Below are 13,392 nucleotides of genomic sequence, written 5' to 3'. Positions count from 1 at the left end.
CAGAGTCAGGAGACGGCAATGGCAGAATTTCCATCAAAGGCAAAAGTGGTCATCATCGGTCTGGGCGGCATCGTCGGCGCCTCGATCGCCCACCATCTGGTGGAACGCGGCTGGGACGACATCGTCGGCATCGACAAGTCCGGCATCCCCACCGATATCGGCTCGACCGCCCATGCCTCGGATTTCTGCTACACGACCAGCCACGATTATCTCTCGGTCTGGACCACTCAGTATTCGATCGATTTCTACGAAAAGATGGGCCACTACGCCCGTATCGGCGGCCTTGAAGTGGCCCGCACCGGCGATGACCTCTGGATGGAGGAGATCAAGCGCAAGCTGACCTCTGCAAAGGCTTTCGGCACCCGCGCCCATTACGTCTCGCCGGCCGAGATCAAGGAAAAGTTTCCGCTGATCGAGGAGGATCAGGTCCAGGGCGGCATGTTCGATCCCGATGCCGGCCTCGTCATCCCGCGCAGCCAAACCGTTGCCGGCAAGCTGGTCGATGCCGCCGAAAAGGCCGGCAAGCTGAAAGTTTTCGGCAATACGCCGGCAACCTCGCTGATCGTCGAGAATGGCCGCATCAAGGGCGTCGTCACCCATCGCGGCACGATCATCGCCGACCACGTCATCGTTTGCGCCGGCATATGGGGCCGGCTGATCGCCGAAATGGTCGGCGAAGACCTGCCGGTGATGCCGGTCGACCATCCGCTGACTTTCTTCGGCCCGTTCAACGAGTTTGCCGGCACAGGTAAGGAGATCGGTTATCCGCTGCTGCGCGACCAGGGCAATTCCGCCTATATGCGCGACACAGGCGATCCGAACACGACCGAGGGCGGCCAGATCGAATGGGGGTATTACGAGACTGACAATCCGCGCCTCTGCCACCCGCGCGACATTCTCGAAAAGCATGAGGCCCGCCTGTCGCCCTCGCAGCGCGATCTCGACATGGAACAGATCCTGACGCCGCTAGAGCGCGCGATGGAACTGACGCCGATCCTCGGCGAACTCGGTTACAACGAAGGCCATTCCTTCAACGGCTTGCTTCAGGTTTCCGCCGCCGGCGGCCCCTCCTGCGGCGAAAGCCAGAAGGTGCGCGGCCTCTGGTATTGCGTCGCCATCTGGGTCAAGGACGGCCCCGGCTACGGCAAGCTGATCGCCGACTGGCTGACCGATGGTCGTACGGAAGTCGACCACAACTCGATCGACTATTCCCGCTTCTACCCGCATCAACTGACCGAAGAGTTCATCGAGGGCCGCACCCGCGAGGCCGCGCAAAAGATCTATTTCCCCGCCGTCCACCCACGCGAACCCTACGCGACCGGCAGAAGTGCCAAGAAGTCGCCTTTCCATGAGCGCGAGAAGGAACTCGGCGGTTACTTCATGGAACTCGGCGGATGGGAACGCGCCCACGGCTATGCCGCCAACGAGCATCTTCTGGAGAAATACGGCAACCGGGTGCCGGTACGCGAGAACGAATGGGACAACCGCCATTTCTGGCGCGTGTCGAACGCTGAACATCTGGCGATGAGCGAGGATTGCGGCATCGTCAATCTTTCCCATTTCCATATGGTCGACATCGAAGGCCCGGACCATGTCGAGCTGCTGGAATGGCTCTGCGCCGCAAAGATCGGCGGGGATGCCAATATCGGCAAGGGCGTCTATACCCACTTCCTCGATGACGAGGGCATGGTGCGCGCCGACTTCACCGTTTTCCGAATGGAAGACCGCTGCCGCCTCGTCAACGGCGCCGATGCTGGCCCGCGCGATTTTCACTACATGAAGCGCATCGCCGAAGACCGCGGCCTGGACGTGACGATCACCGACGTCTCCGAAAAATTCATCACCATCGGCATCTGGGGTCCGAACGCCCGCGACACGTTGAAAAAGGTGGTCGCCGACCCGGTCGGTCTCGCGATCGAAAACTTCGCCTTCGCCGCCATCAAGCCGATCGAGATCGCCGGCAAGCCAGTAACCGCCTTCCGCATTTCCTATGTCGGCGAACAGGGTTGGGAACTGCATATGAAATACGAGGACGGCCTCGCCGTCTGGGACGCCCTGCGCGCAACCGGCGTCATGGCCTTCGGCGTCGAGACCTATGCCAATTCCCGCCGCATGGAAAAATCGCTGCGCCTGCAGAACGGCGATCTTCTGACCCAGTACAATCTGATCGAGGCCGATCTGGCCCGTCCCAAGGTCAAGGAAGCCGATTTCCGCGGCAAGACGAAACATCTGGAATACAAGGCTAGGCAGCATCAGCCAGCCATGCTCTGCACGCTGGTGATGACCGACAACACCGACGCGAGCGGCGTGAAGCGCTACCCGGTCGGTTCCATGCCGGTGATCGACCCGGAGATCGGCAAGACGCTGGTCGACGAGTTGGGCCGCATCTCCTATACGACCTCGGTCGCCTACGGCCCGACGATCGGCAGGAACATCGCGCTCGCCTATCTGCCCTGGGACTACTGCCAGGTCGGCCGCAAGCTGACGGTGAACTATTTCAACGAGGATTTCCCGGTCGAGGTGGCAGCGGTGGGTTACAAGCCGCTTTATGATCCGGACAATTTGAAGCCGCGGACGTAAACGGCCCCAGTTCCCTCATTCCTGTACTTGTGACAGGAATCCAGCCGACGCGCGTCTGCGCGTCGAGAAGAGTCTTTTCAGCCCAAGGACTTGGGCTGGCTGGATCTCTGTGACAATCCTCGGGTTTAACCCGAGGATTGTCACAGAGATGAGGGAAGAGAGCGGTGCCCGCTCATCAAACAACCTCAAGCGCTCTGTCGACGCTCCATCTCGGCATCACCCGCCAATTCCCCCGCAATCTCTTCCGCCACCTTTTTCGCCTGATTGCGGATATCCGGAACGGCAGTGATTTCCCAGAACTGGCCGGCAGTCAGTGCACCGACGGCATAGAGCCTCTGCCGCACGGTCCCATCCGGGCAACAGATACGCGAGCGGGCATCGACGCTGACGCCGAGCCCCAGCCGGTCCATGCCGATCACGGATGCTTCGCACATCTGCTGCAACAGCGGCGAATGGGCGATGCCGGCGCGCTCCATGCCGGTACAGTTGACGATCCAGTCGACCGCGATCTCCTGCATCTCCGATGTGCCCCGCCTGCGGAAACGGATGCCGATCCGGCCATCGGCTTCCCTGATCTCGCGAATGAAACCGGCATGAACCGTCACCGTGCCTGCATCGGTCAACGGCTTGAAGCGCGACCAGACCGGCGGGGCAAGTCGGTGCCGGTGAATATTCCACCAGGCAAGCGCATGCCGCATGAAACGGGATCTCTGTGCGTCATTGAGTTCCTGCCAGAGCTGCTGCGTGCGATGCCTCAATCCATCCATCAGCCCGCGCCAGTCGGCTCCCTCGCGCACCTGCAACCGAAAGCCGGCGAGAATGTCGCTGATCTCGCGGCCTGTCGCAGGCAGGCGAGGTTCGACCGGCTCCGGCTTGATCGTGCTGTGGGGGTGCGGAACGAGGCCCCGACGCGAAATCACATGGATTTTGCCACGATGTCCGTGCGAGCGTAGCGACAGGACCTGATCGACCATCGTCAGGCCGGAACCCAGAATACAGATATCGTCATCTGGTTTGACGGACGAGAGCCAGCCGAGCCGCCAGGGGTTCTGAACGACACGGCGCTGCATCTTTTCCGGAACAAGATCAGACGCGATCGGCATTTCTGCATTACCGACACCAAGGCAGAGCGCAACATTTCGTGCCCGCAGCACCGTGTCATTGTCGAGATGGAATTCGACATCCGTATCACCGGGCATCATGCAGGCTGTCGCCTTGGCCTTGATGAAATCGACGGCAACGCGGTCATCCCGGCGGCGCAACAGCGAGGCCAGCCTGTCCCTGAGATAAAGCCCGTAATCTCCACGCGCGGCAAAATAATCACCGACCGGTTTGCGTCCCTTTTCCTTCAGCCAATCGAGGAAATCGTTCGGCTCATCCGGAAACGCACTCATCCGTGCCGCCGGTACATTGAGCCGGTGGAGATAGAATTCGCTGCGATAGGCAGTGCCGCGGCCGAACCCCGGATCATCGCCGATAATGGCAATCGACCGCTCCGGCCCAAGCTGGCGCAGAAGATTGATAGTCAGCGCAATGGCTGAAAAACCGGAACCGACAACAGCGACGTCATAGATCAAGGGCCAACTCCTGCTCTATTTCGGAAAGCCGGTCGCCGTCCCCACGGCGTCCGATATCACTACCAACCTAGTCGGGATTGAACGTCTGTAAAGCCTTCGTTTATGTCAGCCACAGGTGATGCCCGGCAGCATAGACGAAAAAGCCGCGACATGTTTCCATGCCGCGGCTCCAATTCCGGTTGATTTTGGATCGATCAGTTCGGCAGAGCGTAGGCGATCACGTCGTCGCCGCGATCCGGCGACTGGCGGGCACCACCGGCCGAAATGACGATATATTGCTTGCCGGTCTTCGGCGACTTGTAGGTCATCGGCGTACCCTGGCTGCCAACCGGCATGCGGGCCTTCCAGACTTCCTTGCCGGTCGCCGAATCGAAGGCGCGCAGATAGTAGTCTTGGGTGGCTGCGAAGAAGACGAGACCGCCCTGGGTGGCGAGCGAGCCGCCGATCGTCGGCATGCCGATCGGGATCGGAACGCCCATCTTGATGCCGAACGGGCCGGTATCTTCTACGGTACCGAGTGGCACCTGCCACTTGATCTGCTGGGTATTCATGTCAATCGCCGTCAGCGAACCGAAAGGCGGCTCCTGGCAGGGAATGCCCAGCGCCGACAGGAAGCGGTTCTTGTCCACCGCGTAAGGCGTGCCCTTCATCGGGACGACACCCATGCCGGTATTGACCGCTTCACCACCGTTGGAAACGGCATTGGTCGGAGCGGCTTCCTTCATCTGGATCCACAGGCCGAGACGCATGTCGTTAACGAAGATCGTGTTCGTCACCGGATCGGTCGAAAGACCGCCCCAGTTCATGCCACCGAGCGAACCCGGGAAGTTGAGGGCCAGATCCGTTCCCGGAACCGTGTAGACACCGTCATAGCGCATGCTCTTGAAGGAAATGCGGCACAGCAGCTGGTCGAACGGGGTGGCACCCCACATGTCGCTTTCGGTCAGCGTCTGTGCGCCGATCTGCGGCATGCCAACGGAAAGCTTCTGAGTGGCAGGGTAGGTTTCCTTGGGGATATTGCCCGCCTTGACCGGGACATCTTCCACCTTGGTGAGCGGTTCACCCGTGGCGCGGTCGAGCACCCAGAGCTGGCCGGCCTTGGTGCCGAACACGAGCGCCGGAACGGTCGTGCCGTCGGCCTTGGGGAAATCGATCAACGACGGCTGCATCGGGACGTCGAAGTCCCACAGATCGTTGAAGACCGTCTGGTAGACCCATTTCTCCGCGCCCGTGGTGGCGTCGAGAGCGAGCATGGACGCGCCATATTTGCGCTGCAGGTCGGTTCGGGTCACGCCGTAAAGGTCGACCGAGGGGCTGCCGACCGGCAGGAACACGGTGTTGGATGCCGGGTCGTAGGACATGGCAGCCCAGACGTTCGGGGTCGAACGCGCATAGGTCTTGCCATCGGCCGGGGCCGAATGATCCTCAGGGTTGCCCGGATCGAAGGCCCAGCGCATCTGGCCGGTTATGACGTCGAAACCACGCATGACGCCGCCCGGCATATCGACCTGAACGTTGTCGGCGATACGACCGCCAACAACGACGGTGGTGCCGGCAAGCGTCGGGGCTGACGTCAGCACATAGCTCGGATCCGGCGCATCACCGAGGCCGACCTTCAGGTCGACACGGCCATTGGTGCCGAAATCCGGGCAAAATGCACCGGTGTCGGCATCGAGCGCGATCAGTTCGGCCTGGATCGTGTTCATCAGAATACGGCGCTGGCAAAGCGCGCCTTCGGCAACCGAGACAGCCGTCACCGGCGTTGAACCGTCAGCGGTCGGCTGAACGAGCGGCTGCGTAGCATCGAAATAAGCAAGACCACGGCAACGCATCCATACGGACGACTTGGCGTTGATCTCGTTCTTCCAGATCTCCTTGCCGGTATCGGCATCGATTGCGATGACGTTGTTGTGTGGCGTGCACAGGAACACCCGATCACCGACCTGAAGCGGAGTCAGCTGATCCTCCGCGCCGTTTCCGCCGGGGCTGATCGGAGTGTCGCCGGTGTGGTAGGTCCAGGCAACCGTCAGGTCCTTGACGTTGTCGCGGGTGATCTGGTCGAGCGCGGCAAAGCGCGAACCGCCGGCCGTATTGCCGTAGGCTTCCCAGTTTTTCTGCTCCTTGGCCGGATCGACCGGAGTGAGCGGGGCAGGCGTGCCGGAAAAGGCGACGGTCGGATGCGGCACCATCATGCCGGCAAAACCGGCGACGGAAGCAACAGCAAGAATAGCGGCAACCAGGAAGGACGGCAGATAGGCCGGCGTCCTGCCGGCGGCCTTGCGCAGCAGCGGGAAGCTCAGCGCGATCACCGTTGCACCGACGCCGAAGGCGAGCAGGCGCGAGATCAGCGGCCAGAAATCGAGACCCGCATCCCAAATCGCCCAGACGACGGTGGCGATGTTAACGAGGCCGAACAGCAGCGCACCTGCGGGCTTGCGAAGAATGACAAGCGCACCGGCGATAACGATCGCAATGCCGGCAAGCAGGAAGTACCAGCTGCCGCCGAGCATGACGAGCTTGCCGCCGGCAACGGCGAAAAACAGGCCCGCGAGGGCGAGAACGGCACCGAGCACGAAAAGCCAGGTCTTGGCTATCGCGGACAGGGCGCCCTTTGAGGTTTCCATTTGTGTCTCTAGCTCCAGTTGTGGATTCGACAGTGTCGACAGTCAAAGGCCACAGCGGTGCCGTCAGGAGCGGGGAACAGGATCAAATGCAGTACCGTGCTTCTGTCGAAGAAACGCAAACGGCAGGCCGAACGATATGCAATCGGCTGGTCGGAGGCGTCCCTTTCGAGGACTTCGAGGTCGCTTGCCACGCCCTCCCCGCGCGCCAGCGGCAGGCATGCATGCCCGCATCTGCGGTATAACGCCGCCTGCGGCAAAATGGCAAGAAAATGTATGTACTATTCCGTACATAATCTGTTCGACGATTTTGAACGGTCCTCAAGCTATTGATAAACCTGAATTTCGAGCACGATTAAGGATGAGCGTCACGATCGAAAGCCGGTAGATATCCGGCCATCCCGGTATCATCTAAGGATGTTCCACGACGTAAAAGCTGCGCAGTGTCCGCGCTTCCCGCTTCACGATGCGCAACGGCCCGCCCATTTCGACAAGCGCATTCAGCTCTCTCAGCGCCAGAGCATGGGCAACCCCGAGAAGCCGGGCAAAAGAACGACTGTCAACGGCAATACCTTGTTCGGCAGCAACGATGAGCGCCGCTTGCAGCGATGTCAGCCGCAGATCCTTCGCCTGATGCTCCGCGACAAGGGCGAGAAACCGCTCGGATTGATCGCGATCCTCGTTCACGCCGCCTCGCGCTTGCGGAACGACACCATGATCGACTTGGAGGTCGGCGTGTCGCTTTCCTCGCCCGCACTACCCAAGGGCACGAGTACATTCAGCTCCGGATAATAACCGGCAATACTGCCACGCGGGATGTCATAGGGCACGAAGCGGAAATCCTGGGCCACGCGGGAGATCCCGTCATCGTAATCGGTCACGACATCCATCCGGTCACCGGCTTCAGCGCCGATATCCTTCAGGTCTTCGGGATGGATGAAGATCACCTGGCGCTCGCCATAGACACCGCGATAACGGTCATCGAGACCGTAGACGGTGGTATTGTACTGGTCATGCGATCGGAAGGTCTGCAAGGCGAAACGTCCGACGCCCTTGCGGGCACGCTGGTGCACCGTCTCCTGCGGCAGCGTGACGGCGGAAAAGCACGCCTTGCCCGCCGACGTGGTCCATTCGCGATGGGACGCGGTATTACGCAGATGGAAGCCGCGCGGCTTGCGGACACGAGCGTTGAAATTCTCAAAGCCCGGAATGGTCGCTTCGATATGATCGCGGATGAGATCGTAATCGTCCGCTAGCGCTGCCCAGCTCACGACATCCGTGCCGACCGTGGCTTCGGCAATGCCGGCAATGATCCCGACTTCGGACAGAAGATGAGGCGAGGCGGGACGATTGATACCGGCCGAGCCATGCACCATGCTCATCGAATCCTCGACGGTGACGAGCTGGGAATTGCCGAGCGAATTCAGGTCCATCTCGGTGCGCCCCAGACAGGGCAGGATATAGGAGACTTCGCCGGGCATCAGATGCGAATGGTTCGGCTTCGTGGCGATGTTGACCGTGAGCTTCATCCGCCGCATCGCCGTCTCGACCAGCGCACTATCGGGCGTTGCGCGAGCAAAATTGCCGCCGAGCCCGATAAAGGCCTGCGCCGAGCCATCCAGCATCGCGCCGATCGCGGCCAGCACATTATGCCCGTCGGCACGCGGCGCGGAGAAGCCGAAATGTCTTTCCAGCGCATCGAGGAAAGCGGCAGGCGGCTTTTCGTTGATGCCGACCGTGCGGTCTCCCTGCACATTGGAATGGCCACGCACCGGGCATAGCCCCGCGCCTTGCCTGCCGACATTGCCGCGCAGGAACATGAAATTGGAAATCTCGCGGATCGTCGCCACCGAATGGGCATGCTGGGTCACGCCCATCGCCCAGGTACAGATCACCTTACCGGCCTTCATGTAGACGGCAGCGGCACGCTCGATCTCGGCGCGGGAAAGCCCCGACTGATCCTTGATCTCGGCCCAGCCGGTAGCATCGACCGCGGCGCGGTATTCAGCAAACCCGGCGCAATGTTCGGCGATGAAGGCATGGTCGAGGACCGAAGGCTCACCTGCGGCAATCGCTGCATCTTCTGCTGCAAACACGGCCTTGGCCATGCCGCGCACCGCCGCCATGTCGCCGCCGAGACGCGGCTGGTAATATTGGCTGGCAATCTCGGTAGAGCCGCCGCGCAGCATCTCGATCTTGTCCTGCGGATCGGAAAAACGCTCCAGCCCCTTTTCGCGGATCGGATTGAACACGACCAAATCGGCGCCACGCATGGCGGCACGGCGCAGGTCGCCCAGCATGCGCGGATGATTGGTGCCGGGGTTCTGGCCGATGACGAAAATCGCATCCGCCTTTTCGAAATCCTCAAGCAGAACCGTCCCCTTGCCGACGCCGATCGCCTGTTTCAGCGCGACACCACTCGCCTCGTGGCACATGTTCGAGCAATCGGGAAAATTGTTGGTGCCGTAAACGCGCACGAACAGCTGGTAGAGATAGGCCGCCTCATTGCTGGCGCGGCCGGACGTGTAGAATTCGGCCCGGTCGGGACTATCGAGGCCCTTGAGGATGCCGCCGATCTCGGCAAAGGCGTCTTCCCAGGCAACTGGCAAATATCGGTCGCTCGCCGCGTCATACCGCATGGGATGGGTCAGGCGACCGTTGAGCTCCAGCTCGTAATCGCTCAGCTTGCGCAGTTCAGAGACAGTATTGGCTGCGAAAAAAGCAGGCGTCGCGCGCTTTTCCGTCGCCTCCCAGGAAACGGCCTTCACCCCGTTTTCGCAAAATTCGAATGACGATCCATGTTCGGGATCACCCCAGGCGCAACCCGGACAATCGAAGCCATCCGGCTGGTTTGCCTTCAACATGGTGCGGGCGCCAGCGAGCGGCGATCCACTTTCAAGCAGCCGCTTGCCGCAGCTCTTCAACGCACCCCAACCGCCGGCGGCCGCGGACTTCTTGCCAATAAATGATCCATTCATGACAGATGCTATTGACGATCATCAAAAGCGCTTCAAGCTGACTGTTCGTATGGCTCGATAGACAAAACCTATCAACTTTGGTTGTTACCGCACCCGTGGAATGGTACAGGCCTCTCCACCACCGAAAATGCGCGAGCGGCTGAGAAACCGCTTTTCCCTGCCGTTATCGAGCGAGAACATTCCCCCCCTGCCCGGCACGACATCGATGATCAGCTGCGTGTGCTTCCACGCCTCGAACTGGCTGCCGCTGATATAGACCGGCACGCCGCCGATCTCGCCCAGCTTCACGTCATGGTCACCGATAATGAAATCATCAGCCGGGTAACACATCGGCGATGACCCGTCGCAGCAGCCGCCGGACTGGTGGAAAAGGATTTCCGGGTAGTCCTGCCTTATCTCGGCGATGAGATCGAGTGCCGCATCGGTGGCGGTGACGCGCGGCTCCCCGTTGACATGAGTATTCATGATCTCTCCTCCCAAAGAGCTTTTGATGCTCAGGTGATGAGCTGAACGAAGTCTATCACGATCGCCATGAAAACACCCGAGACAGTCATCGCCAGGCCGCAGAGAAACACTTTGCTTGCCTTGTCATATACCCGCCGCTGCAGTGAATCGTGCCGCAGAAAGATCACGAGAGAGCTCCCCTGCGTGATGATCCCGGCGGAGAGCAGAAGCATCGTCGGCAGGTCGATAAGGGTCCATGGGATCGGGTTTTGAGCCCATTGGCTGAGAAATGTCAGAGAGAACGAGAGAATGATCCCCACAACGGTCAGCGTGCCATTGCGGAAAAGCATTTCGACCAGCGGTTCATTTTCATTCGACATCGCGGAATATCTCGGCTGCCGGATTATGACTGCCTATCGAATAGTCCTTTCGCGAGAATTTCAAGGCCGGTTGATAGGCGCGAGAGCCGGACAGGGATTCCCCTGCCCGGCTCCGGCTTGGATCAGAAGAAACCGAGCTTCTTCGGGCTGTAGCTCACCAGCATGTTCTTGGTCTGCTGGTAGTGGTCGAGCATCATCTTGTGCGTCTCACGACCGATGCCGGACTGCTTGTAGCCGCCGAAGGCCGCATGCGCCGGATAGGCGTGATAGCAATTGGTCCACACGCGGCCTGCCTGGATTTCGCGGCCGAAGCGATAGGCGCGGTTGCCGTCACGCGTCCATACCCCGGCACCAAGACCGTAAAGCGTGTCGTTGGCGATCGAGAGCGCCTCGTCATCATCCTTGAACGTGGTGACCGAAACCACCGGGCCGAAGATTTCCTCCTGGAACACACGCATCTTGTTGTGTCCCTTGAAGATCGTCGGCTTGATGTAATAGCCGTTCGCCAGCTCTCCGCCGAGATCGTTGCGATCGCCGCCGGTCAACACTTCAGCACCTTCCTGCTTGCCGATATCGAGATAGGAGAGGATCTTCTCCATCTGCTCGCTGGATGCCTGCGCACCGATCATCGTGGCGCTATCGAGCGGGTTGCCCTGCACGATCGCTTCCACACGCTTCACCGCCCGCTCCATGAACCGGTCGTAGATCGACTCATGCACCAGCGCGCGGCTCGGGCATGTGCACACCTCGCCCTGGTTGAGCGCGAACATCGCGAACCCTTCCAGCGCCTTGTCAAAGAAGTCATCGTCTTCATTGGCCACGTCGGCAAAGAAGATGTTCGGCGACTTGCCGCCAAGTTCCAGCGTCACGGGAATGAGGTTCTGGCTCGCATATTGCATGATCAGCCGGCCTGTCGTCGTTTCGCCGGTAAAGGCAATCTTGGCGATCCGGTTCGACGATGCCAGGGGCTTGCCGGCCTCGAGACCGAAACCGTTGACGATGTTCAAGACGCCGGGCGGCAAAAGATCGCCGATGATTTCAGCCCAGACAAGCAGCGAGGCGGGCGTCTGTTCGGCCGGCTTGATGACAACGCAATTGCCGGCGGCAAGCGCGGGCGCCAGCTTCCAGGCAGCCATCAGGATCGGGAAGTTCCACGGAATAATCTGGCCAACGACGCCGAGCGGCTCATGAAAATGATAGGCGACGGTGTCGTTGTCGATCTGGCCGATCGATCCTTCCTGGGCGCGGATGCAGGACGCAAAATAGCGGAAATGGTCGATGGCGAGCGGAATGTCGGCTGCCATGGTTTCGCGGATAGGCTTGCCATTGTCCCAAGTTTCGGCCTGGGCCAGCACTTCCAGCTTGTCCTCCATCCGCTGGGCGATCTTCATCAGAATGTTGGAGCGCTCGGCCGGCGCGGTGCGGCCCCACTTGTCCTTTGCGGCATGCGCAGCATCGAGCGCGGCGTTGATATCCTTCTCGTCCGAACGCGGAATTTCACACAACTTGCCGCCGGTGACCGGCGTGATGTTGTCGAAATACTTGCCGCCGATCGGCTCCCTCCACTCGCCGCCGATGTAATTGCCGTATTTCAGCTTGAACGGCGATTCGACGATTTTCTGGTGCAGCATGTCATCCTCCCATGATGAGCTGGCTTCCCGGTTCGGGACCGGGCTGGAAGGAAATCTGCGTCGTCCCGTTCTTGACGAAAAGCAGGGTGTGACCATATGGCGGCGCACACTGTCGCACCCTTGCGACAGTGTGCGCCGCAAACCATGCGGCACCGCAACAGAATTCGATTTACGTCAATGGAGACCGAAACGGTTCATCTTGCGGTGAAGCGTTGCCCGGCTCATGCCGAGCGCAATAGCCGCCTGCGAGACATTGCCGTTGGCGCGCGACAGGGCGCGCATCAACGCCGCCCGTTCCGCTTCGACCAGATCCTGACGATCGCCCGCCCGGTTCTCGTCGAGAGCATCCGCAGCCGGAATGCCGGCGGCGATACGGCTGTCGTCCAGCGCAAGAGCCAGGCGCGCCGCACGCGTCGCGCCGATGACCAGATCGTTGCGATCGACCGCAAGAAGTGCCGCCGCCGCATGTGCGGCCTGCGGCACCATCAGGAAACGGGCGCCTGGAAAGGCGGATCGGAACAGGTTGAGCTCAATCCTGAGCGCCGCATCGCGCACCGTCTGGGAAAGAATCGAGAGCATCATTTCATTGACGTCGTCCCGACACGTGGAAATATCGAGCGCCGCCGCCACTTCGCCGCGATGATCGCGGATAGGGGCGGTAGTGCAGCTCAATCCCGTATTGGACGAAAAGAAATGCTGGTCGCGAAAGATCGAAACCGCTCGTTCGTCCGCCAGTGCCGTACCGATACCGTTGGTTCCGATACTCGCCTCGGTCCAGATGGCCGCCGTCCAAAGGCCAAGATCGTGAAAGGCCCGGTCATCCCCCGCCGTGCCGCGCCGTTCCAGCGCAACACCGTTTCGGTCGGTCAGCAGCAGGCAGCAGCCCGACCTGCCGACGGTCGAAAAGAGCTTGTCCATTTCCTCGCGCGCCTCGACAATCAGGCGCTCCGAGGCCTGCCGCGTCTGGCGAAATTCGCTGTCCGTCAAGCGTTCGGGTGCGCGTTCCTGCTCGGGCGCAAGATGGTGCATAACCATGCAGCGCCGCCACGAAGCGACAACAGGTGAGCTTGCGGCAGCGGACTGGGCCGAGGCGTAGACCTCGTCCGCATGCAGGGAAACGGGATGCATGGGCTCCTCCCGGGCCAATTCTTGCATCAAGTTTCGCTAAAAAGCCGGCGCTT

General features: G+C 60.7%; 9 protein-coding genes. 1 reads left to right on the top strand and 8 read right to left on the bottom strand.

From position 1 onward, the window contains the following. The first annotated feature begins 18 nt into the window (after positions 1–18). Positions 19–2,580: an FAD-dependent oxidoreductase gene (locus MRBLMR1_RS00775; protein WP_148143020.1), complete on the top strand. Its 2,562-nt coding sequence runs from the start codon at positions 19–21 to the stop codon at positions 2,578–2,580. A 185-nt stretch (positions 2,581–2,765) separates the two neighbouring features. Here the strand turns inward: MRBLMR1_RS00775 and MRBLMR1_RS00770 are convergent, their stop codons facing one another. The 8 genes from MRBLMR1_RS00770 to MRBLMR1_RS00735 form a co-directional block, all read right to left on the bottom strand. Further along, on the bottom strand, positions 2,766–4,157 hold the full coding sequence (locus MRBLMR1_RS00770) for an FAD/NAD(P)-binding protein (RefSeq protein ID WP_183685278.1): 1,392 nt from the start codon (positions 4,155–4,157) through the stop codon (positions 2,766–2,768). A gap of 194 nt (positions 4,158–4,351) precedes the next feature. Continuing rightward, positions 4,352–6,781 carry a glucose/quinate/shikimate family membrane-bound PQQ-dependent dehydrogenase gene (locus MRBLMR1_RS00765; RefSeq protein ID WP_183685279.1) on the bottom strand — a complete coding sequence of 810 codons (2,430 nt, stop codon included), beginning with the start codon at positions 6,779–6,781 and terminating at the stop codon, positions 4,352–4,354. A 408-nt stretch (positions 6,782–7,189) separates the two neighbouring features. After that, positions 7,190–7,465 carry a hypothetical protein gene (locus MRBLMR1_RS00760; RefSeq protein ID WP_148143018.1) on the bottom strand — a complete coding sequence of 92 codons (276 nt, stop codon included), beginning with the start codon at positions 7,463–7,465 and terminating at the stop codon, positions 7,190–7,192. Beyond that, positions 7,462–9,756, bottom strand: a complete 2,295-nt coding sequence (locus tag MRBLMR1_RS00755; RefSeq protein ID WP_148143017.1) for an FdhF/YdeP family oxidoreductase — start codon at positions 9,754–9,756, stop codon at positions 7,462–7,464. The genes MRBLMR1_RS00760 and MRBLMR1_RS00755 overlap by 4 nt, the downstream gene beginning before the upstream one ends. Before the next feature lie 84 nt (positions 9,757–9,840). Beyond that, a complete protein-coding gene (locus tag MRBLMR1_RS00750; protein ID WP_148143016.1) occupies positions 9,841–10,221 on the bottom strand; it encodes a DUF779 domain-containing protein in 381 nt (126 codons plus the stop codon). Positions 10,222–10,250: 29 nt separating this feature from the next. After that, on the bottom strand, positions 10,251–10,580 hold the full coding sequence (locus MRBLMR1_RS00745) for a hypothetical protein (RefSeq protein WP_148143015.1): 330 nt from the start codon (positions 10,578–10,580) through the stop codon (positions 10,251–10,253). A gap of 122 nt (positions 10,581–10,702) precedes the next feature. Continuing rightward, positions 10,703–12,211 (bottom strand): aldehyde dehydrogenase, encoded by a 1,509-nt coding sequence (gene adh / locus MRBLMR1_RS00740; RefSeq protein WP_148143014.1) that lies wholly within the window; start codon positions 12,209–12,211, stop codon positions 10,703–10,705. Positions 12,212–12,385: 174 nt separating this feature from the next. After that, a complete protein-coding gene (locus MRBLMR1_RS00735) occupies positions 12,386–13,339 on the bottom strand; it encodes a helix-turn-helix domain-containing protein (RefSeq protein ID WP_148143013.1) in 954 nt (317 codons plus the stop codon). Between the last annotated feature and the right edge of the window lie 53 nt (positions 13,340–13,392).

Origin of the sequence: Neorhizobium sp. LMR1-1-1.1, assembly GCF_040675795.1 — a bacterium.
GTDB classification, from domain to species: domain Bacteria; phylum Pseudomonadota; class Alphaproteobacteria; order Rhizobiales; family Rhizobiaceae; genus Neorhizobium; species Neorhizobium cellulosilyticum.
Note: the sequence above shows the minus strand (reverse complement) of the source record. Positions and strands in the feature narration are given on the sequence as shown.

What these genes read in the sequence shown, in the direction of transcription:
- MRBLMR1_RS00775 (WP_148143020.1), top strand. Translation starts at nt 19, where the DNA reads ATGGCAGAATTTCCATCAAAGGCAAAAGTGGTCATCATCGGTCTGGGC.
- MRBLMR1_RS00735 (WP_148143013.1), bottom strand. Translation starts at nt 13,339, where the DNA reads ATGCATCCCGTTTCCCTGCATGCGGACGAGGTCTACGCCTCGGCCCAG.
- adh (WP_148143014.1), bottom strand. Translation starts at nt 12,211, where the DNA reads ATGCTGCACCAGAAAATCGTCGAATCGCCGTTCAAGCTGAAATACGGC.
- MRBLMR1_RS00745 (WP_148143015.1), bottom strand. Translation starts at nt 10,580, where the DNA reads ATGTCGAATGAAAATGAACCGCTGGTCGAAATGCTTTTCCGCAATGGC.
- MRBLMR1_RS00765 (WP_183685279.1), bottom strand. Translation starts at nt 6,781, where the DNA reads ATGGAAACCTCAAAGGGCGCCCTGTCCGCGATAGCCAAGACCTGGCTT.
- MRBLMR1_RS00755 (WP_148143017.1), bottom strand. Translation starts at nt 9,756, where the DNA reads ATGAATGGATCATTTATTGGCAAGAAGTCCGCGGCCGCCGGCGGTTGG.
- MRBLMR1_RS00750 (WP_148143016.1), bottom strand. Translation starts at nt 10,221, where the DNA reads ATGAATACTCATGTCAACGGGGAGCCGCGCGTCACCGCCACCGATGCG.